The 19,285-nt window shown below is 61.1% G+C and carries 19 protein-coding genes and 2 pseudogenes; 7 read left to right on the forward strand and 14 right to left on the reverse strand.

Going from position 1 to position 19,285, the window contains the following annotated elements; genetic code table 11:
• Positions 1-10: 10 nt before the first annotated feature.
• From ACTG19_RS16675 to ACTG19_RS16710, 8 genes and pseudogenes are all read right to left on the reverse strand, one after another.
• Positions 11-862: pseudogene (locus tag ACTG19_RS16675) on the reverse strand (TIGR03899 family protein); the annotation flags it as partial.
• A 104-nt stretch (positions 863-966) separates the two neighbouring features.
• Positions 967-1,440: a DUF3299 domain-containing protein gene (locus tag ACTG19_RS16680; protein WP_026034852.1), complete on the reverse strand. Its 474-nt coding sequence runs from the start codon at positions 1,438-1,440 to the stop codon at positions 967-969.
• Between the two features lie 32 nt (positions 1,441-1,472).
• Positions 1,473-2,720 (reverse strand): ABC transporter permease, encoded by a 1,248-nt coding sequence (locus ACTG19_RS16685; protein ID WP_042052401.1) that lies wholly within the window; start codon positions 2,718-2,720, stop codon positions 1,473-1,475.
• A complete protein-coding gene (locus ACTG19_RS16690) occupies positions 2,714-3,403 on the reverse strand; it encodes an ABC transporter ATP-binding protein (RefSeq protein ID WP_139462061.1) in 690 nt (229 codons plus the stop codon). Before ACTG19_RS16690 ends, ACTG19_RS16685 begins: the two co-directional genes overlap by 7 nt.
• A 4-nt stretch (positions 3,404-3,407) precedes the next feature.
• Positions 3,408-3,986, reverse strand: coding sequence for a DUF2796 domain-containing protein (locus ACTG19_RS16695; protein ID WP_439989290.1), 579 nt, complete (start codon positions 3,984-3,986; stop codon positions 3,408-3,410).
• A 31-nt stretch (positions 3,987-4,017) separates the two neighbouring features.
• A complete protein-coding gene (locus ACTG19_RS16700; RefSeq protein ID WP_439989291.1) occupies positions 4,018-4,317 on the reverse strand; it encodes a hypothetical protein in 300 nt (99 codons plus the stop codon).
• 44 nt (positions 4,318-4,361) lie between these two features.
• A complete protein-coding gene (locus ACTG19_RS16705; RefSeq protein ID WP_439989292.1) occupies positions 4,362-4,904 on the reverse strand; it encodes a YtfJ family protein in 543 nt (180 codons plus the stop codon).
• A gap of 220 nt (positions 4,905-5,124) precedes the next feature.
• Positions 5,125-6,015 carry a hypothetical protein gene (locus ACTG19_RS16710; protein ID WP_043821720.1) on the reverse strand — a complete coding sequence of 297 codons (891 nt, stop codon included), beginning with the start codon at positions 6,013-6,015 and terminating at the stop codon, positions 5,125-5,127.
• A 139-nt stretch (positions 6,016-6,154) separates the two neighbouring features.
• On the opposite strand from ACTG19_RS16710, the gene ACTG19_RS16715 reads away from it, so the two are divergent.
• Positions 6,155-6,502: a hypothetical protein gene (locus ACTG19_RS16715; protein ID WP_103250935.1), complete on the forward strand. Its 348-nt coding sequence runs from the start codon at positions 6,155-6,157 to the stop codon at positions 6,500-6,502.
• Positions 6,503-6,530: 28 nt separating this feature from the next.
• Here ACTG19_RS16715 and ppa read toward each other — a convergent pair whose 3' ends face one another.
• From ppa to ACTG19_RS16730, 3 genes are all read right to left on the reverse strand, one after another.
• Positions 6,531-7,061, reverse strand: a complete 531-nt coding sequence (gene ppa / locus ACTG19_RS16720; RefSeq protein ID WP_252655752.1) for an inorganic diphosphatase — start codon at positions 7,059-7,061, stop codon at positions 6,531-6,533.
• 217 nt (positions 7,062-7,278) lie between these two features.
• Positions 7,279-8,859: a response regulator gene (locus ACTG19_RS16725; RefSeq protein WP_252655750.1), complete on the reverse strand. Its 1,581-nt coding sequence runs from the start codon at positions 8,857-8,859 to the stop codon at positions 7,279-7,281.
• Between the two features lie 109 nt (positions 8,860-8,968).
• Complete coding sequence (locus ACTG19_RS16730; RefSeq protein WP_021229560.1) at positions 8,969-9,850, reverse strand: LysR family transcriptional regulator; 882 nt, start codon at positions 9,848-9,850, stop codon at positions 8,969-8,971.
• A 158-nt stretch (positions 9,851-10,008) separates the two neighbouring features.
• Here ACTG19_RS16730 and ACTG19_RS16735 point away from each other — a divergent pair, with 158 nt between their 5' ends.
• Together ACTG19_RS16735 and ACTG19_RS16740 are read left to right on the forward strand one after the other, a co-directional pair.
• Positions 10,009-10,395, forward strand: a complete 387-nt coding sequence (locus tag ACTG19_RS16735; RefSeq protein WP_005335660.1) for a DMT family transporter — start codon at positions 10,009-10,011, stop codon at positions 10,393-10,395.
• Positions 10,392-10,712: an SMR family transporter gene (locus ACTG19_RS16740; protein ID WP_005335659.1), complete on the forward strand. Its 321-nt coding sequence runs from the start codon at positions 10,392-10,394 to the stop codon at positions 10,710-10,712. Before ACTG19_RS16735 ends, ACTG19_RS16740 begins: the two co-directional genes overlap by 4 nt.
• A 78-nt stretch (positions 10,713-10,790) precedes the next feature.
• On the opposite strand, the gene gloA2 is transcribed toward ACTG19_RS16740, so the two are convergent.
• The 3 genes from gloA2 to hrpB form a co-directional block, all read right to left on the reverse strand.
• Positions 10,791-11,192: an SMU1112c/YaeR family gloxylase I-like metalloprotein gene (gene gloA2, locus ACTG19_RS16745; protein WP_439989293.1), complete on the reverse strand. Its 402-nt coding sequence runs from the start codon at positions 11,190-11,192 to the stop codon at positions 10,791-10,793.
• Positions 11,193-11,250: 58 nt separating this feature from the next.
• Complete coding sequence (gene mrcB / locus ACTG19_RS16750) at positions 11,251-13,569, reverse strand: penicillin-binding protein 1B (protein WP_042052390.1); 2,319 nt, start codon at positions 13,567-13,569, stop codon at positions 11,251-11,253.
• Between the two features lie 73 nt (positions 13,570-13,642).
• The gene (gene hrpB, locus ACTG19_RS16755) at positions 13,643-16,090 is read right to left on the reverse strand and encodes an ATP-dependent helicase HrpB (RefSeq protein ID WP_439989294.1); all 2,448 of its coding nucleotides are present in this window, start codon (positions 16,088-16,090) and stop codon (positions 13,643-13,645) included.
• A 178-nt stretch (positions 16,091-16,268) separates the two neighbouring features.
• On the opposite strand from hrpB, the gene thpR reads away from it, so the two are divergent.
• The 4 genes and pseudogenes from thpR (at position 16,269) to gluQRS (ending at position 19,139) form a co-directional block, all read left to right on the forward strand.
• On the forward strand, positions 16,269-16,811 hold the full coding sequence (thpR, locus tag ACTG19_RS16760; protein ID WP_113739796.1) for an RNA 2',3'-cyclic phosphodiesterase: 543 nt from the start codon (positions 16,269-16,271) through the stop codon (positions 16,809-16,811).
• Positions 16,808-17,550: pseudogene (gene sfsA / locus ACTG19_RS16765) on the forward strand (DNA/RNA nuclease SfsA). The gene thpR and the pseudogene sfsA overlap by 4 nt, the downstream one beginning before the upstream one ends.
• A gap of 119 nt (positions 17,551-17,669) precedes the next feature.
• A complete protein-coding gene (gene dksA / locus ACTG19_RS16770) occupies positions 17,670-18,119 on the forward strand; it encodes an RNA polymerase-binding protein DksA (RefSeq protein ID WP_005335644.1) in 450 nt (149 codons plus the stop codon).
• Between the two features lie 111 nt (positions 18,120-18,230).
• Complete coding sequence (gene gluQRS, locus ACTG19_RS16775; RefSeq protein ID WP_439989295.1) at positions 18,231-19,139, forward strand: tRNA glutamyl-Q(34) synthetase GluQRS; 909 nt, start codon at positions 18,231-18,233, stop codon at positions 19,137-19,139.
• Positions 19,140-19,285 lie beyond the last annotated feature (146 nt).

Consider the following 19,285-nt stretch of genomic DNA (forward strand, 5'->3'; position numbering starts at 1 on the left):
GATCAGGGGGAGGGTCGGGAGCGGGTGAGGAGGGTGTGCTGACGAGCTGCATCACTTCAATCTGGATACCCTGCACCAGCACAGTTTTCAGATCCTGCAGGTACTCCTCCAGCGGCGACTCTTGCAGCAGCTGGGCAAGCTCGTTGCCCACCGGGGTGAGGCGGTAGTAGAGCAGGGTGATGTTGTTCTGCTTGCACTGCAGCCGCCAGCGCTGGTTGCCGAACTCCAGCTCGACCCCATCGGCGGGCAGTGGGCCGGACTCCAGCTCCGCGCGATGCAGCAGCCCGAGCTCAAACAGTTGCAGCAGGGCGTTGTAGGGCAGTCGGTATTTGCCAAGGCCGAGGCGCGTTGCCTTGGCGCGACTCAGCAGGGTCGCTCCCTTGTGCAGCCCCAGCAGCAGTCGCTGCTCGTCGGTGCCGGTGTAGTGGCAAGTCAGTGAACAGATGCGCTGAAACAGCTGGGCTTCGCGCTGGGTCATCTCTTTGAGGGTGGCGAGCGCCCGGATGGAGAAGCGGCCCGGCGTGGCGACTTCCAGCGCGAAGATCCGCCCCCACAGCTGCTGCATCGGCACCATGCTGATATCTTCCGCCAGTTGCAGGAAGCGGGTCAGCCAGTCGCTGTCCATCTCGCCGCCAGCCGCAGTCTCTTCGCAGTGGCGGGAGGCCATCACCATGATGGCTTCCAGATTGCGCTGACGGGCGGCCTGATCCGCCAGATGGCGAAAGGTGGCGCGCTGTTCGAAGGTGCTGTCGGTATTGCGGGTGAGCATGCCGTCGATGCCGCGACTGCGGGCCAGACGCAGGGTCTGCTCCTGGCTGCTCAGGATCGAACTCTCTTTTTTCGGGGGGGGGAGGTCTGCCATGCTGACTCCATTCGCACAGGTTCTGGAGCTGAATGTTACTCCAACCGGGATGCCAAGATAACAAAGCGGCCTCCGTGGAGGCCGCTTTTTTTGCAACGGGAGGATTACTCCTCGTAGACGCTCACCTCGACCGCTTCCATCGAATAGGAGGCGGTGGCCATCTCGTGGCTGGAGCTGACAGTGCGCATCTTGCCCTTCACCCAGATGGCATCCCACAGATCATCCACCGGCGCACCCTTGGGGTAGCTCACATAGATCACCTGATTGGTGGGGGGCGGCGGCACATGGATGCAGGCGCCGAAGTAGGGCACCAGCAGGAAGGCGGTGATCTTCTTGGCATCCCCCTCCAGTGGCACCACGAAGCCCGGAATGCGCACATCCTGGTTGTCCAGCTTCTTGTTTACCCCGCCCACCGGTTGCGGAACCGACATGGGATCTTCGTGATTGACCTGGGGCGGTGGCAGCAGTTTCTCCCCTTCTGGGATGAGTACATCCCAGTCGATGGTCTTGTAATCGGCGGCCAGAGCGGGCAACACCAGCAGGCTGGCGAGCAGCGCCACAATTTTCCACTTCATCATCTGTCCTTCTGTTTCTATTTTTGGGCGTCTCGCTAGACGCGAATGCTCATGCCATCGCTCAGGCTGTAGCGGTAAGCGCGGGCGGCAGGGAGCAGGCCAATCACCATGCCTGCCAGCCAGACTACGCCCAGCAATTGCCACTCGTAGGCGCTCGGCAGCCCCAGACTCAGTTGCAGGCCATAGTGGCTGAGCAGCCAGGGCGAGGCAAGCCCCTGTCCCAGATAGAGCACGGCAACCCCGAGAGCGATACCGACCGTGGTCAGCGCCATGGCTTCCAGCGCCAGCAGCAGGAACAGGTGGGCAGGGCCCGCGCCGAGGGATCGCAATATGGCGAGCTCCCGGCGCCGCTCGTTAAGCCCCGCCAGCAGGGTAGTCAGCATGCCTATCAGGCCCGCGACTACCACAAAACCGGCGATCACCGACAGCGCGGTTTCCGCCACGCTCATCAGGCTCCACAGCTCCTGCAGGGCGGCCCCCGGCAGGATCGCCATCAGCGGCTCTTTGGGATAGGTGTTGACGCTGCGTTGCAGCTGGAACGCCAGAATCCGGTTGCTCAGCCCCACCATAAAAGCGGTGATGGTTTTCGGGGTGAGATCCTGCGCCAGTGCCTGCTCCGGCGTCACGTTCTTGCTGTGGCGGCCGGTATCCCAGCCCAGATGGATCGCCTCTATCCCCGCCAGCGGCACATGGATGGTGCGATCGATGGGCGTGCCGGTCGGCGCCAGAATACCCACCACCTTGAACGGCAGATTGTCGTGCTGGCTGAACGAGGTGTTGCCAGCGCCGTGGGCGATGACGATGGATTGGTCGAGGTGATAGCCGAGCTTCTCGGCTACCTGGGCGCCGAGTACCGCTTCAAACGGCGTGTCGAAGGGCCGCCCCTCGCGCAGTTGCAGCGACTGTTGCTGACCGTACTTCAGGTGGGTGAAGTAGTCGCCATTGGTGCCGAGCACCCGAAATCCTTTGTGGGAGTCGCCAAGGGAAAGCGGGATGGTCCAGGCGACGCCCGGTTTCTGTTTGATGGCCTGATAGGAGTCCCACCCCACGTTGTTGGTGGGGTTGCCGATGCGAAACACCGAGTAGAGCAGCAGGTTCACCTGACCGGATCGGGCGCCAACGATGAGATCGGTCCCCGAGACGGTGTTGGAGAAACTTTCGCGGGCCTGGGTGCGCACCCGCTCCACTCCGAGCAGCAGGGTGACGCTGATGGCGACGGCCAGCAGGGTGAGCCCGGCGGTGAGGCGGCGGGCCCAGAGACTTTGCAGGGCTAGCTTTAGCATGATGCCCTCCGGTTGAGCTGTTGCAGGTTTTCGACCCGCGGGAACAGGGGTTCGAGATAAGGGTCGTGACTGACGAAGATCAGGGTCGAGCCCTGCTTGTCGCACTCCTCGAACAACAGCTTGATAAAGGCGGCCCGGTTGTCGGTGTCGAGTGCCGAGGTGGGCTCGTCGGCGATCACCAGTGGCGGCGAGCCGATCAGCGCCCGTGCGGCAGCCACCCGCTGCTGCTGGCCAATGCTGAGGGCATGGACGGGGCGATGCAGTGCGTCATCCGGCAGTTGCAGCTCCGCCAGCAGACGGCGCGCCTCCTGCTCCGGACTCCCTTGCAGGCGGGCCCGTTTGGTGGGCGAAAAGGTGAGGGCAGCGGTCACGTTGTCCTGCACCGAGAGAAACGGCAGCAGATTGAACTGCTGGAAGATATAACCCAGATTGGCCGCCCGGAAGTGGTCACGGGCACGGCCAGAGAGCCGGGCCAATGGTTGGCCCAGCACCTCCAGGGTGCCGTGGTTGGCGGTCTGGATCCCGGCCAGCAACCCGAGCAGGGTCGACTTGCCAGAGCCCGACGGGCCCTTGATAAAGACTCGCTCACCCTCGCGGATGGTGAGGGCGGGCAGATCGAGTACAGCGTCGCCACCTGGCCAGGCAAAGGCCAGATCGCGGATCTCAACCACGGCTTTTTTCATGGCGTTACCAGCTCAGCTTGTTAGCGGACGGGGTCAGCTCGCCAGCGGTCTGGCCAGTGGGCAGGATCCCCTGCACGCTCAGCTTCTCAAGGCTCGGATAGACGCTGAACAGGGTCGCCTCAAGGCCGGTCAGTTTGGTCGGCGTGGCGCAGGTGTAGGTGTACATGGCGCCCATATCGGCGTGACCCGCTTCGTCATGATCATGGTGGTCTTCATGTTTGTCGCTGGCAGCCTTGTCATGGTCATGGTCGTGATCATGCTCTTCTTTGGCGGCTTGCAGCTCCTGCTGGGTCAGTTTGCAGCCAGCGGCCGGGTCGAAGCGGAACAGGGCGTCAGGCTGCTGGAGGCGGGTGACCGCTTTGGCATATTGCGCCTTCTCTTCATCGCTCTTGGCGGCGTGCTCGAAGCCCACCAGATCGGCTGCGGGTGCCTGCAGCTCGATCATCAACTGGTCGCCATCGACCACCAGATTGAGGTGGCCGTGGCCATGCTCGTGGGCGCCGTGGCTGTGGCTCTCGTGTTCGTCGTGATTTGCGTGTGCGCCAAAGGCCGCAGCGGCCAGTAACAGAGTAACTGCTTTCATCTTTAATCCTTTTTCAAAACAAATAGCGAAATTAAACAAAGGGATAGAGAAAAGCAGAGGCGGGCGGCGCACGGATGGCATAGCTGTGAAGCGTGGCGGTATCCGCCGAGCGTTGCATGGTTGCAACAGTGGGCAGAACAGAGGTCGAACCGGGGAAACAATAGGGGGTGGCGGTGATGACCTGTTTGCCATCCAGATGGAGGGCGCAAACCAGGCAGTGATGGTCGTCGTGGCCGGGCAGGGCAGATTCAAACTGGTGCCGGGCAAGGGCAGGCTGCAGCCATAACCAGCCCAGCAGCAAGATCCAGATTTTCAGCTTGATACGACCCATAGACCCTTATGGAAAGGGCGCCATCAGCGCCCTTTCTCTCTGACTTAGAGATGGGACTTGATGAGCCCCATCACGGTAGTAATGTTGTTGGCATCGAGCTGGCCATCTTTGGCAAACAGCACCTTGCCCTCTTTATCCAGCAGGATGATCGCCGAGCTTTCCGGCGTCAGATCCCAAGCGTTGCGCGCCATGCCCTTGGCATCCAGCACCATGGCGGACCAGGGGAACTCTTTCTTGCTGTCCTCGGCACTGCTCTTCACGAAGCCGGAGGTGCCCCAGATGGCGTCATTGCTGTTGATGACGGTAACGGTCTGGTACTTGTCTTGCGGCAGTTTGGCGGCCTTGATCGCCTCGATCATCGGGGCGTTCAGCTCCTTGGCACTGGAGCGACCGGCAATATGCTGGATCAGGAACACCTTGCCGGTGAGCGAGGTGCTCTGCCACGGCTGGTAGCCGATATCCTTGCCGTTCAGTACCAGCTCACCCTTGTCGCTGACATTGACCAGCGGCACCGGGTTGCCATCCTTGAAGTTGTGAGCAAAGACCAGAGATGGCAGCAGCGCCAAAGTAAGTACGAGACGTTTCATCCTGATGACACTCCATTTGTTATGTTATAACGAGTTTCGGATTGAGGGAATGGGCGAGCTTCATCCTAAACTGATCGGATCTGTTTAAAAAGTGTTAAATAAGATCGCAATTCAGAAGCGTCGGCGCCCCGCCAGTCAGGTTGTTGGCTGGCAAGGGCGGCTAGGATGGCATGACATCGATAAAAATCAATGAATTGGCTGCTGGTCTGAGCTGTCTGCGTCAGTAGAGCGACTCGCTGATGAGGGGGATCTTGGCCATGGTCATCTGCTGGGCCAGCAGGGACGAGCCGGTCAGCAGCACATGGCGCTGATTGTTGATCACCACCACATCACCGGGTACGCCACTGTCTGCCGTAATGGCCAGCCAGGCAGGGGAGACGCTGCCGATGCTGATATCCGGATAGATGATGCTGAGCACATATTGCGGCGCCAGCTCCGCCAGCAGGCTGGCCATCAACAGTGCCTTCTCGTCGCTGTCGGCCTTGTTATCCTGCAGCGCCTGCAGCGGCGGCGCGAAGTGATCGAGCTGCTCCGGCTGGGTGGGGATGGCGTTCAGCCACTCCTGCAGCAGGCTGACGCTGGTGGCGAGATCCTTGGCCGCAAATTGCTGCGCCAGTGGCTTGAGGTGTCCTTTGAAGTGGTAGAAGAGCTGGGAGTAATCGGGTCGCACGCAAGGCAGTTTGCGATTGGCAGGATGGACGCAGGGGATCACCCTCATCTGGTAGAAGGCATCCTCCTGATACTGCTGGTAGGCTTGCCAGAACAGCATCGACTCCATGCTGTCGTCCCGCAGGGTGAAGGCCTGCTCCAGATTGCGAAATTTGGTAGCGGTCTCGGGGCTGCTCTGATTGATCAGGTTGATGCTGTTGTAGAGCCGCGGGCTGATGTAGGCGTAAAGGGTCTCCAGCGGATTGGTGAGGGAAGCCTTCAGCAGGCTCATCTCGTGGCGACTGGCGGCCATCACCTGATCGTCGGTGGTCAGCTGGAAGTGCTTGCGCTGGCCATCGGTGGATTGCCACTGCCAGCTCATGTTGATTTCGCTGGCGTTGCTTGTAGCACCAAGAGTGGTGCAGAGAGTGAGGCTGAGCAACAGCGCGGGGGTCAGCTTCATGATGGTGCTTCCTGCCGTGGACGATAATTAACAACTAGGTGAGCCGGCACCACTTTGGTGATGTTTCGTTTTGTGATCTGGATAACAGATTGATGTGACTTTTAATTTAATTGTGAAATTAAGTCACTCTGGAGGGGTTATGAAGCCTTGGATCATAGTGCTGTTTGGGCTGCTCAGCCTGCCAGCCATAGCGGGTCAGGTGATCGTCAACAAGGGGATGTCTGTTGCGGATACCTTTGCCCTGCGTGATCAGCTGGCACGCGAGCACGAATGGCAGGAGTGGCTGCGCTACCAGCAGGCCATCAAGTGGCTGGAGGTGTTGCCGGTCAACTGCGAGCTGATGAGCCAGCCGGGCGGCGGCTATCGCTGTGGCGGTGATTACTATCGGCCTTACCAGAAAGATGGTCGTGAAATATACATTCAGGGCAATCCTGCCGAAGATGCGGCCGGTCAGCTGCCGCAAACACCGACAAAAAAGGCGCCATAAGGCGCCTTTTTTACAAGCGAAGTGACGCTTACTTGGCAGCGTAACGCTCGGCAGAGGTCTTGATCTCGGCTTCGGCAGCAGCCTTGTCGCCCCAGCCTTCCACCTTGACCCATTTGCCCGCTTCCAGCTCTTTGTAGCGCTCGAAGAAGTGCTTGATCTGGGCTTTCAGCAGTTCCGGCAGATCGTTCACATCCTGGATGTGGTCGTACTGCTTGGTCAGCTTGGAGTGCGGTACAGCAACGATCTTGGCATCTTCGCCAGATTCGTCGGTCATCTTCAGCACGCCAACCGGGCGGCAGCGAATGACGGACCCGGCCAGCAGCGGGTAGGGGGTCGGAACCAGTACGTCGACGGGGTCACCATCCAGAGAGAGGGTCGCGTTCACGTAGCCGTAGTTGCACGGATAGAACATCGGGGTAGACATGAAGCGATCGACGAAAATAGCACCGCTGTCCTTGTCGACTTCGTATTTGATCGGGTCGGCATTCTGCGGGATTTCGATGATGACATAGATATCGTCGGGCAGGCTCTTGCCGGCCGGTACCAGGTTCAGGCTCATGATAATTCCTTCGTTGTTAGTATCAGGTTTGCAGGCCGATATTATAGCGATGTGATGTTAAATGACCATATTTCAGCGGCTATCGCTAACAAAGAAGGGGGATGTTTCCGCTTTGCGGCGCTTTGATGTGTGCGGGATGCAACAAAACGGCTGTTTTGATGCCCTGCCGCTGACCTTGGCCACCGGCAGGGCATGTGGAGTTGCGAGTAAAAGAGGGTCAGAGCGAGTAGGGGAGTCTCGATTCGTTGACCAGTCGCGACAGGGCTGTCACTACATGAGGGTCAAACTGGGTGCCTGAGCGGGACTGGATATACTCCATGGTCTGCGCCAGCGTCCAGGGCTCCTTGTAGGGGCGCTTGCTGAGCAGGGCATCGAATACATCGACCACCGCCACAATCCGCGCCGACAGCGGGATCTGCTGGCCAGCCAGCTGCTGCGGGTAGCCCTTGCCATCGAAGTGCTCGTGGTGGCCCCGGGCGATTTCGGCGCCGAGAGAGAGGTAGCTGGTTCCCTCCACCATTTCACCCGCCTTGTGCAGGATATTGGCGCCGATACCGGCGTGCTGCTCCATGATGGCCCGCTCTTCCGGGTCGAAACGCCCCGGCTTGTGCAGGATATGGTCCGGGGTGCCCACCTTGCCCACATCGTGCAGGATGGAGGCCATCCCGATCATCTCGACAAACTCCGGGGTCAGCTGCTCGGGATAGGCCGCCATCTGCTTCAACTCGGCCACGATGGCATCCGAGAGCTTCTGCACCCGCAAGACATGCTCGCCGGTATCGGAGTCGCGAAACTCTGCCAGCGCCGCCAGCGCCACCACGGTGGCCTCCTGGGCACGAAGCAGCTGGTTGTATAGATAGAGATTGTCGTAGGCCGCCGAGATGCGCTGGCAGAAGACATCCAGCAGGTCGCACTCGAGAGGATCCAGAGGCTGGGTTGGGGTGAAGCTCAACACGAACTCGCGGCCATTCTGGGCGGCGATATAGAGGGAATCCTGAGGGTGTTCAAAGCGGTTGCAGCGCGCCGCCAGTGCCTTCATGACCGAGTCATTGAGGGTGGGGAAGTCGGTGATCTTGCCATTATCCAGAAGAGTCTCGTAGTCGCCGGTAGCGGCGAGGATCTCTAGCCCCTGTTCGCCGGGACGGCGCTCGGCACAGATAGCCCCTTCGGTGCCCACATCGAGAATGGCGCTGATCTGTTTCAGCACGCCGGAGGCAAACTCTTTGAGTGAATGAAGATGGTAGAGATCGCCCGCCCCTTCCAGAATTTTTCCGAGCCCCTGCCGGCTCTTGTCTATGGCGCTGAGGGTTTCGTATGAACGCAGGGATGCGATGACGGTGGTATATAGCTTTTGTACCGTCAGCTCGGTCTTGGTCTTGTAGTCATTGATGTCGTAATCGAGGATTACCCGCTGCTCGGGGGCTTGGCCGGGTTGGCCGGTACGCAGCACGATCCGCACCAGTGAGTTGTGCATTTCGTTGCGGATCCGGTGCACCAGCCGCAGACCTGCGTCTTCTGTCTCCATCACCACATCGAGCAGGATCAGCGCAATCCTGGGATTGGCCTCCAGCATACGGCCAGCCTCGGCGCCGCTGTAGGCATTGAGCAGCTCCAGCGGACGGGATTTGTAGTGAATGTTGGAGAGGGCCAGGCGGGTGGCATGATGGATATCCGGCTCATCATCCACGATCAGCACTTGCCATGGGTTGAGTGCCTTGGGGACCACGACCTCCTCATCATCGAGTTCGATGATGTCGTCGTCCAGCAAGATATCGTCCTTGTCTTGGGCACTGCTCATATCGGTTACGCCTCCGGCGCTCAATGAGTATGTGAACAGTATGCACGATCACATCCGCTCGGATCATCAGGATAAGTAGATATCGTGAGCTGGCTCCGCCTCTTTATCGCTACTCGAAAGGTTCCAGATACCCCTGGATCGACTTCTTCAACCAGGCCAACACCTTGCCGTGATAGGCGTTTTCCGCCAGATAGACCCCGTAATCGCGCCACTGCAGGCTGAACTTGTGTTTCAGGGTCAGCAGGGAGCCTTGTCGCAGCTGACTCTGGATCAGCGGCGAGGGGAGCACTGCCCAGCCCAGCCCGTCCAGCACCGCATTGCGCATCAACTCGAAGCTGGAGAGGCCGATATGCTGCCCTCCCACAGGTAGCAGGCTTTTTACAGAAAATTCATCTACATACGAGAGAGTGACCTGGGTGTGATCGGTCAGATCCTGCTGTTTGACCCGCTTCAGTCCGGCCAGCGGATGGCTGGGTGCCACCACCATCAGGGTGCGGATCGGGTTGAGCACGTCGATATTGAGGCCGCTGCGCTCCTGATCTTCGGTAATAAGGCCAAAAGCGGCATCGACGAATCCCTCTTCCACCAGCGCCGGCAGTTCGGGTGGGGAGGCGAGCACCAGAGAGATACTGGTACCGGGAAACTGATTGTGCAGGCTGGCCAGCATCTCGCGCCACACCGGCTCGGGAATCGCGTCATCGCGGGCAACCCGCAGCGCCACTTCGGCCCCCGAGGCGTAATGTTTGCACTTCTGCTGCAGGCTGTTGGCTGCCTGTAGCAGGCGGGTGCAATCATCCAGCACCAACTCGCCGATCTCGGTCAGCCGACTCTGATTGGCACCTCGTTCAAAAAGTTCGACGCCAAGCTCAACTTCCAGCGCCGCGATGGAGGTGCTGACGGCGCTGCGGCTTTTGCCGAGGCGACGGGCGGTGTTGGCAATAGAGCCGCTATTGGCGGACTCTACAAAGAGTTCTATTTGATATAGCTTCATCTTTTACAGGCTGTGGCGGAGTTTTTCACCATCACCTTAGCGTGCCGAACCAAGGCAAGGCAAACCTGCAGCGTCGGAATAATCGACGCTGAGCGATTGTCGCGAGTTGCTTCTCCCCGTTTACCATCTCTCCCGTCGAAGCAACAAAGGCATCTTATATGTTATTAAGTCGTATGTTTCTGGCCCGGCTGTTTTTGACCGGCGCCATCGTGACCGAGGTCGCCGGTACCTCCAGCATGGCCATGATCCCCGAGCAGGGGGCTGGCTGGATGAATTACATCCCGATGTGGCTGTTGATCGGTTTCTCGTACTGGTTGCTGGCGAAAGCCGCCAAAACAATCTCCATTGGTATTGCGTTTGCGCTCTGGGAGGGGCTCGGGATCACCTTGATCACCATAGTGTCGGTCATGTTCCTTGGTTACGATGTGACCGTTCAGGAGCTGATTGGCCTGGCTCTCGCGATAGTGGGGATTGTTATGGTGACCATGGGGGAGACCCATGATGAGCCCGCAGACAAGTCAGTAGAAGCGGAGGCCACAGCATGAGTCCGTTTGTGATTGTACTGGGTGCCGCACTGATCGATATCGGCGCCAACATGGCCATCAACCGCTCCAAGGGTTTTCGTTACAAGGGGTGGGGATTCCTGGGGATCATGCTGGTACTCGGCGCCTTTACCCTGCTCTCGGAAGCGGTAAGTGGCGGCCAGATTGACCTGGCTGTTGCCTACGCCACCTGGGGGGCTATCGGCATCGTCGGTACGGCGCTGGGTGGTTTGCTCTTCTTTGGTGAGCGGCTCAAGCCCATCGGCTGGGCTGGCATGATGGTGATGGCGCTGGCTGTCGTTATGCTGACTACCGCCTGATAACCTGAAGCAATAAGAAAAGCCGCCCGGTTGCAACCGGGCGGCTTTTGTTTGGCTGATTGCTTGGTCGATGCAGGCTCAGCGCGGCGCTTCGTAGAGCTCCAGCGGCAGGCCGTCGGGGTCGGCGAAGAAGGTAAAGCGCTTGCCGGTCAGCTCGTCCACCCGCACCGGCTCTACCTCGACCCGATGGGCCAGCAGGTGGGCGATGACCCGGTCAAGGTCGCTGACCCGAAAGGCGAGATGGCGCAGGCCGCACGCTTCGGGGCGGGAGGGGCGCTCGGGAGGCGAGGGGAAGCTGAACAGCTCCAGCTGGCTGCCGTCCGGCAGGGCCAGATCCAGTTTCCACGACTGGCGCGCCTCGCGCAGGGTCTCGGCGATAATGGGTAGCCCCAGCACCTTGTGGTAGAAGTGGCGCGAGCGTGGGTAATCGCTGGCGATGATGGCCACATGGTGGATGGCGTCAAACAGCGGAAAGGTCATGATGTTTCCTTGTCAGCAGCATAGTGAACGGGCAGCCTGCGCTGCCCGTGTCGTTGATCTAGTTGAAGAAACCGCCGAACCAGTCATCCAGCGCACTGCGTGGCGTCGCACTGCTGGCGCAACCGGCCGGGGAGCCCATGGTGGAGGCTTTGGCCGGCACCTGCAGGCTGCCCGGGCAGTCGCTGGTGACGCGGGTGCCGCTGGCGCGGGAGAAGTTGGCCCAGGTGACCCCTTCCGGCATCTTCAATCCCAGACTGTTGACGCCGCGCTGGCTCATGTAGCCGCTAAAGAGCTGCAGGGCACCGCTGGCACCGGTCAAACCCGCCGGGGTGTTGTCGTCGCGACCGACCCAGATACTGACCAGTTCGTTGTTGTCCATCCCGGCAAACCAGGAGTCGCGCAGCTCGTTGGTGGTGCCTGTCTTGGCCGCCATGGTGGCGCCCGGGAACTTGGCACTGAGGGCGCGGGCCGTGCCCTGACTCACCGTCTTGGTCATGGCGAACAGGGTCAGCCAGCTTGCTTGCTGGTCGGTGACCCGCTTGGCGGTCTGATCATGCTGATAGAGCAGGCTGCCATCCCCGTTGACTACGGCGCGAATGGCCGACAGCGGCTGGGTGAGCCCCTGATTGGCGATGGGCAGATACATCTGGTTCACCTCCAGCGGGGAGAGGGCGACCGCCCCCAGCACCAGCGACGGATAGGGCTGGATCTCCTGCTGGACTCCCAGCTTGTGCAGGGTATCGACTACCTTTTCCAGCCCCACCTGCAGACCCAGATTGACGGTCGGCACGTTGAGTGAGCTGGCCAGCGCATCCATCAGCGGCACGCTCTGGCGGAACTTGCGATCATAGTTCTGCGGCGTCCAGACCTGACCATCCTGACCGCGAATACGGATCGGCTGATCTTTGAGCGGGGTCGCCAGGGTCAGGCCGTTGGAGAGACCGGTCAGGTAGACCGCCGGCTTCACCAGCGAGCCGATCTGGCGGCGGGCATCCAGCGCCCGGTTGAACCCGGCGTAGCGGGGATCGCGGCCACCCACCAGCGCCACTACTTCGCCCTTGTGCCAGTCGGAGACCACCATGGCCGCCTCCAGCTTCTTCTTGCCGCGCAGCTTTTCTATATCGGCGAGGCCCGATTCGACCGCCCGCTCGGCCGCGTGCTGGGCGATGGGGTCGAGGCTGGTGAAGATCTTCAGGCCAGACTGCTTGAGCAGATCGGCGCCGAAGCGGCTCTGGATCTCTCGCTTGAGCAGTCCCATAAAGGCCGGGGTGCGACCATAACTCATCTGGCCGCGGGCGATGATGCCGAGGGGCTGGCGGCTGGCCAGTTCATACTCGGCCTGGGTCAGGCTGCCGTGATCCATCAGCAGCTTCAGCACCAGATCACGGCGGGTCTTGGCCCGCTCCGGGAAGCGCCAGGGATCGTAATAGGAAGGGCCTTTCACCAGACCGACCAGCAGGGCGACCTGATCGATATCCAGCTCGTTGACCGGAATGCCGAAGTAGAAGTAGGAGGCGAGGCCGAAACCGTAGACCCCTTGCGAGAAGTTCTGCCCCAGATAGACCTCGTTGAGGTAGGACTCGAGGATCTCGTCCTTGCTGTAGCGATAGTCGATCAGCACCGCCATGTAGGCTTCCTGCAGTTTTCGCCACAGGCTGCGCTCACGGGTCAGGAAGAAGTTTTTGGCCAGCTGCTGGGTCAGGGTACTGCCCCCCTGCACGGTACGACCCGCGATCAGGTTGGCGAACATGGCGCGCATGATGGCCACCGGCGAGACGCCGCCATGCTGGTAGAAGTCGCGATCTTCGGTGGTGAGCAGGGTCACCAGCAGGCTGTCGGGCACTTCGGCGATACGCACCAGCAGGCGATCTTCCCGATCTTCGGTATTGAGGCGATCGAGCAGCACCGGGTCCATCTGGGCGTAACCGAGCTGGCGCTGGTTCTCCAGCGACTGGATCCCCTCAAGGCGCGGGCCGTTGAAGGTGAGTCGCAGGCCACGGGCTCCATCGGCGCCATCATAGAACTCGAACGGGCGGCGAATCAGCTCGATGCGGTTGCCGTTGATGGTGTATTCACCCGGCGTGTGAGGCTGGCGCACCTGCTTGTAGCTCAGCATGTTGAGCTCGCGCAGCATCTGGTCTCGCGACAGGCGCTGGCTGGGGTAGAGCTCCAGCGGGCGGCTGTAGACCATCACCGGCAACTGCCACTTCTCGCCATCGAAGCGCTCGCGCACCTTGGTATCGAGGTAGATGCCAAACACCACCATAAAGGCCGCCACCACCAGGGAGAGCTTGAAGCCAAGCCAGAACAGCTTGCGCCAGATGGTGCGTTTGGGCGCTGCCTTCTTGGGGGCACGCTTGCGTCGTTGGGTTGCCATAAATCCTCTTTGCTTTCCTTTCTACTTGTTATGTCGCATTCGCGAACGTCCGAGCGGGATTAACCCGCCGAACCTAGATGCCCATCTTCTTTTTGGTGACCCTGGTCGGCATCGCCTCCAGCGGATTATCCGGCCAGTAGTGGCGGGGATAGCGCCCCTTCATCTCTTTCTTCACCTGTTCGTAGGAGCCAGCCCAAAAGGCGGCCAGATCGGCGGTGATCTGCAGCGGCCGCTGGGCGGGGGAGAGCAGCTCCACCACCAGCGGTACCCGGCCATCGGCCACGCAGGGGGTCGAACCTTGCCCGAACATCTCCTGAATGCGCACCGGGATCACCGGTGCCTGCCCCGGCTGATAGCGGATCCGCACCCGGCTGCCGGTCGGTGCCGCAAAGTGGCTCGGCAGCGCCTCGTCGAGCCGTTTGGGCAACGGCCAGGGCAGGGATTGGCGCAGGATGTCGCTCATATTGAGCCTCTTCAGTTGCTCCAGCCGGGTCATGCCGCTCACCGCTGGCAGCAGCCACTGTTCTAGGTCGGCCAGCAGGCTGTCGTCATCCATGGCTGGCCACCCCTCATCGGGCAGCCACTCACGGGCGCAGCGCAGACGGGCCAGCAGCCCTTCGCTGCTCTCGTCCCAGGGCAGCACATGCAGCCCCTTGCGGCGAATGCCTTGCAGCAGGCAGCGCCCTTTCTGCTCGTCAGAGAGTTCGGTCAGCGGTCGCTGGCTCAGCACCAGCTCGCCGATCACCTGCTGGCGTTCGGCGCGCACCCGCTCTTCCCGTTCATCCCAGTCGAACCACTGCCGTTCGCTCACCAGTTCCGGCAGCAGGCGCACCAGCTCGTCCAGATCGACCTGTTCGGCGATAAAAATGCGGCTGCCACGATCGTTCTGCCCCATCTCGATGGCGATGAGGGCCCCTTGTCCCTGACAGGGATGACCTTCTACCAGATCGCAGCTCACCCCACCACTGAGTTGATAGCGACTGCCGCTACGCAGTTTGCCGATGCGATCCGGCCAGGCGAGAGCGCAGAGCAGCCCCAGCCACTGACCATGCGCACAGGCAGGGCGGGCGCCAAGCCGTTCAAACCAGCGGGCCGCGCTCTGGCGCAGGGCACTTTGACGGCGGTGGAACAGCACAGAGAGGCGCTCCGATCCTCGCAGATCTTCTTCCTGCAACGCCACCAGATAAGCGGCATCGGCGACAATCCCTGTCAGACCTTCTGACTCCAGCTCGCGGGCGCGCAGCAGCATGCGAGCGAGGCGAGGGTGAGTACCGAAGGCCGCCATGGCGCGGCCAGCGGGAGTGAGTTGTTGCTCACCCTCCGGCTTCATGGCGCCAAGGGCCACCAGCAGCCGCTGGGCGCTGGCCACCGCGGCGGCGGGGGGCATGTCCAGCAGCGGCAGATCTTCCACCTTTGCCCCCCACTGGGCGGCATCCAGCAGCAGGCCGGTCAGCTCATGAGTGAGGATATCTGGCGGGCTCTGCTCGGCGAGCCGCTCCTGCACCTCGCTGCTCCAGAGCCGGTAGCAGACGCCAGGGCCGAGACGACCGGCGCGACCTGCCCGCTGGGTGGCGGAGGATTTGGCTATCTGGCGGGTCTCCAGTCGGGTAACGCCGCTTTTCAGATCAAAGGAGGCCCGTCGTTCCAGCCCGCTGTCGATAACGACAGAGACCCCTTCGATGGTGAGGGAGGTCTCCGCCACATTGGTGGTGAGCACCAGCTTACGGCGACCAGCAGGCGCCGGTTCGATGGCCGCCTGCTGCGCCGCCATATCGAGGCGACCGTAGAGGGGGGCGAGGGTCACGTCGTCCGGCAGTTTGTCTGCCAGCCATTGCGCCAGCCGCTCGATCTCACCCTGTCCCGGCAGAAAGACCAGCAGGCTGCCATCTTGCTCGGCCAGCGCTTCGAGTACCACGGCGCCGACCTGCGGCTCCAGCCACTGCTGGCGGTTGGCTGGGCGGTAGTGGTAGTCGATGGGGAAATCGCGCCCTTCCGAGCGAACCACAGGGGCATCCGGCAACAAGGTCTCGAGTGCCATGCCATCAAGGGTTGCGGACATAATCAAAAGCTTGAGGTCATCGCGCAGCCCTTGCTGGCTCTCGATGGCGAAGGCCAGCGCGGTATCGGCGTGCAGACTGCGTTCGTGGAACTCATCGAAGATGACCAGCGAGACGCCAGTCAGCTCCGGGTCCTGCTGCAACATCCGGGTCAGCACCCCTTCGGTGACGATCTCGAGCCGGGTTGCTGAGCTGGTGCGGCTCTCGCCACGCACTCGCAGGCCGATGCGCTCGCCCACCTTCTCCCCCAGCTGGCGCGCTAGAAAGCTGGCGATATTGCGCGCCGCGAGGCGCCTTGGCTCCAGCATGATGATGCGGCCGGGCAGCCGGTTCTGACGCACCAGCTCCAGCGGCAGCAGGGTCGATTTGCCCGCGCCGGGTGGCGCCTGCAGGATCACGCTGCTGTGGCTGTCGAGGGCGGCAAAGAGTTCGGGCAATACCGAAACGATGGGGAGCTGGGACAAAGTGATGAGCACCTTCTGTGGCAACCGGTAAAACGGCGCCTATTCTGCCACAGCCACCCGCGCCACCGTGAGTGGATGTGCGGATATGGCCACTCGGGCGGGAGGCTGGCGAGACATGGCCGGATGGCTGCCATAGAATGGGCTCATCCAATGAGCGTGAAAAAGGCATTATCACCACATGGCCAAACTCTTCTTTGCCCTGCCCGTCAAGGAGCTCGCCCCCGAGCTCATCGCCTGGCGCGATCAGCTGCCCTGGCCCGGTCAGCCGGTGCCGCAAGCCAATCTTCACCTGACCCTCGCCTTCCTCGGTGAAGCGGACGAGGTGACCACCCGCCGCCTGATTGCCGCCGTTGAGCGCCAGCACTGTCCGCCGCTCTCCATCAGGCTGGATGAGACCGGCTGGTTCAGCCGGGCCAAGGCTGCCTGGATTGGCCCGAAGGAGTGGCCCAACGAGCTGACCGTGCTGGCAAAGGCGCTGCGCCGCCACGGCGAGAAGTTGCGTCTTGGCAATGGCGAGCAGGGTTATCGCCCCCACGTCACCCTGTCGCGCAAGGCGGGTGAGGCGCCTGCCATCCTGCCTGCCCCAAATTTTCTGCTGCAGGCCGATGAGTTCTGCCTCTATCAATCCATCTCGACCCCGGACGGGGTGCGCTACGAGCCGCTTGCCTGCTGGCCGCTGCGCGCCCGGGTAAAAGAAGACGCGCGGAGGGCTAACCCGTGATTTTTGATCCCCCCTGCAATCGGGCCAGCTGGTGGCCCGCTACAAGCGCTTTCTGACCGATGTGCAACTCGATAACGGCGAGGTCATCACTATCCACTGCGCCAATACCGGTGCCATGACCGGTTGTGCCGATCCGGGCACCCGGGTCTGGTACTCCACCTCCGATAACCCCAAGCGCAAGCTGCCCAACAGCTGGGAGATCGCCGAGAGTCCGGCGGGCCACTTTATCTGCGTCAACACGGCGCGCGCCAACCAGATTGCCCGGGAGCTGATCGAGCAGGAGGCCATTGCTCCGCTGGCGGGTTACAGCCGGTTGCGCACCGAGGTGAAGTATGGCGAAGAGAACAGTCGCATCGATCTGTTGCTGGAAGATGACGAGAAGGGCAATTGTTACATCGAGGTAAAATCGGTCACCCTGCTCGACGAGCGGGAGGAGGCTGGCATGGGCTACTTCCCCGATGCGGTCACCGCCCGTGGTGCCAAGCATTTGCGCGAGTTGATGGCGATGAAAGCGGCGGGCCACAGGGCAGTGCTGCTCTTTATGGTGTTGCACTCCGGAATAAGCCGGATGCGCCCTGCAACCCATATAGATCCGCACTATAGTCTGCTAATTGAGCAGGCAATCGCGGCGGGGGTTGAAATTTTATGCTATCGGCCCCATGTTGGGGTGCAAGGCATGGTGGCTCAAGGGTTTATCCCGTTTGAATCTGGTCACCTGTTACCCGAGGGGAGTGCATAAATATTGGAGTGGGTAACATTATTGGTACGGCTCGTTTGCTTACCCGTTACCCTTCTGCTATAGATGTCGCCCTCAATTTATGGATGGCACGGGTAGCGTGCTGAATTAGGAGACAGGGCATGCCAACAGGCGAAAACAGGAAATCTCTGGGCCCCCTGGCCATTGCGGGTGTCGCGCCTTACCAGGAAAAGCCGGGTGAGGAGTACATGAATGACCAACAAAAGGCGCATTTTCGCAAGATCCTGGGTGCCTGGCGCAACCAACTGATGCAGGAAGTTGATCGTACCGTCGACCATATGAAAGACGAGGCTGCCAACTTCCCGGATCCCGTGGATCGTGCCGCGCAAGAAGAAGAGTTCGCTCTTGAACTGCGTACCCGCGACCGTGAACGCAAGCTGATCAAGAAGATCGAGAAGACCTTGCAGCTGCTTGAAGACGATGATTTCGGTTACTGCGAACACTGCGGTATCGAGATCGGTATCCGTCGTCTGGAAGCCCGTCCGACTGCCGACCTCTGTGTCGATTGCAAGACGCTGGCCGAGATCAAGGAAAAACAGATGGCCGGTTGATCCCGACCCTCTGGTATATGAAAAAGGGAGCTCGCGGGCTCCCTTTTTTATTGAGCTTTTGGCGGTCGCGCCCCAGAATGCAGCCTCAATGAATCGCTTACCCGAACAGTCATGCCAGTGAATCCCCCGTCCTCACCCTTTGCACGTCCCTATGTCGGCCGCTTTGCCCCCTCACCCTCAGGCCCGCTTCATTTCGGTTCGCTGATCGCCGCCCTCGGCAGCTTTTTGCAGGCCAGAGCGCAGCAGGGACGCTGGCTGGTGCGCATCGAGGATATCGATCCGCCGCGGGAGATGGCGGGGGCTGCGGCCCTGATCCTCAAGACCCTTGAGGCATATGGCCTCGAGTGGGATGGGGAGGTGATGTTCCAGAGCGTGCGCCACGGCCGTTATGACGAGATCATCGACCAGCTCTATCGGGCGGGGGACCTCTACTGGTGCCGCTGCACCCGGCGCGAAATCATGGCCGCGGGCGGTCTCTACAGCGGCCACTGCCGCACCCTCGGGCTTGCGGCCGAAGGTTGCGCCGCCCGGCTGCGGCAGCACCATCCGGTCTACCACTTCGACGATCGTTTGCAGGGCCATATCGCGGTCCCGGCGGCGCTCGCCGAGGAGGATTTTATTATCCGTCGCCGCGACGGGCTCTACGCCTACAACCTGGCGGTGGTGGTGGATGATATGGACAGCGGTATCACCGAGATAGTGCGCGGCGCCGATCTGCTGGAGCCCACGGTGCGCCAGATTGCCCTTTATCAGACCCTGGGGGCTCCGGTGCCCGACTGGGTGCACCTGCCGCTGGCGGTGCTGGCAGATGGCAACAAGCTCTCCAAGCAGAACCATGCGCCGGCACTGGCGCTTGATGAGGTGCGACCGGCCCTGTTGCAGGCACTGCACTTCCTCGGCCAGTGCCCGCAGCCCGAGCTGATGGCAAGCCGGATCGACGAGATCATCCGGTGGGGCATCGCCAACTGGCTGCTCGAACGGGTGCCCGCCAGCGAGAAGATCCCGCTCGCGGATTGCTGAGTCGACCAGGTGATTTTTGTTTGATTGAGCGTAAATTGCCGCTGTTGATTGTGATTTTATCGGGATGATCCGTTTCAAACGGGATCAATTGTCAGCACGGTTTTTCATTTGGTTAGGCGTGAGCTATGATAGGCCGCTATTTTTTG

This window comes from Aeromonas sp. 3P, assembly GCF_051919745.1.
Classification (GTDB): Bacteria; Pseudomonadota; Gammaproteobacteria; order Enterobacterales; family Aeromonadaceae; genus Aeromonas; species Aeromonas veronii.

Bases quoted from the DNA above. Each gene is read 5' to 3' on its own strand.
- ACTG19_RS16680 (WP_026034852.1), bottom strand. From the start codon at position 1,440: ATGATGAAGTGGAAAATTGTGGCGCTGCTCGCCAGCCTGCTGGTGTTG.
- ACTG19_RS16685 (WP_042052401.1), bottom strand. From the start codon at position 2,720: ATGCTAAAGCTAGCCCTGCAAAGTCTCTGGGCCCGCCGCCTCACCGCC.
- ACTG19_RS16690 (WP_139462061.1), bottom strand. From the start codon at position 3,403: ATGAAAAAAGCCGTGGTTGAGATCCGCGATCTGGCCTTTGCCTGGCCA.
- ACTG19_RS16695 (WP_439989290.1), bottom strand. From the start codon at position 3,986: ATGAAAGCAGTTACTCTGTTACTGGCCGCTGCGGCCTTTGGCGCACAC.
- ACTG19_RS16700 (WP_439989291.1), bottom strand. From the start codon at position 4,317: ATGGGTCGTATCAAGCTGAAAATCTGGATCTTGCTGCTGGGCTGGTTA.
- ACTG19_RS16705 (WP_439989292.1), bottom strand. From the start codon at position 4,904: ATGAAACGTCTCGTACTTACTTTGGCGCTGCTGCCATCTCTGGTCTTT.
- ACTG19_RS16710 (WP_043821720.1), bottom strand. From the start codon at position 6,015: ATGAAGCTGACCCCCGCGCTGTTGCTCAGCCTCACTCTCTGCACCACT.
- ACTG19_RS16715 (WP_103250935.1), top strand. From the start codon at position 6,155: ATGAAGCCTTGGATCATAGTGCTGTTTGGGCTGCTCAGCCTGCCAGCC.
- ppa (WP_252655752.1), bottom strand. From the start codon at position 7,061: ATGAGCCTGAACCTGGTACCGGCCGGCAAGAGCCTGCCCGACGATATC.
- ACTG19_RS16725 (WP_252655750.1), bottom strand. From the start codon at position 8,859: ATGAGCAGTGCCCAAGACAAGGACGATATCTTGCTGGACGACGACATC.
- ACTG19_RS16730 (WP_021229560.1), bottom strand. From the start codon at position 9,850: ATGAAGCTATATCAAATAGAACTCTTTGTAGAGTCCGCCAATAGCGGC.
- ACTG19_RS16735 (WP_005335660.1), top strand. From the start codon at position 10,009: ATGTTATTAAGTCGTATGTTTCTGGCCCGGCTGTTTTTGACCGGCGCC.
- ACTG19_RS16740 (WP_005335659.1), top strand. From the start codon at position 10,392: ATGAGTCCGTTTGTGATTGTACTGGGTGCCGCACTGATCGATATCGGC.
- gloA2 (WP_439989293.1), bottom strand. From the start codon at position 11,192: ATGACCTTTCCGCTGTTTGACGCCATCCACCATGTGGCCATCATCGCC.
- mrcB (WP_042052390.1), bottom strand. From the start codon at position 13,569: ATGGCAACCCAACGACGCAAGCGTGCCCCCAAGAAGGCAGCGCCCAAA.
- thpR (WP_113739796.1), top strand. From the start codon at position 16,269: ATGGCCAAACTCTTCTTTGCCCTGCCCGTCAAGGAGCTCGCCCCCGAG.
- dksA (WP_005335644.1), top strand. From the start codon at position 17,670: ATGCCAACAGGCGAAAACAGGAAATCTCTGGGCCCCCTGGCCATTGCG.
- gluQRS (WP_439989295.1), top strand. From the start codon at position 18,231: ATGCCAGTGAATCCCCCGTCCTCACCCTTTGCACGTCCCTATGTCGGC.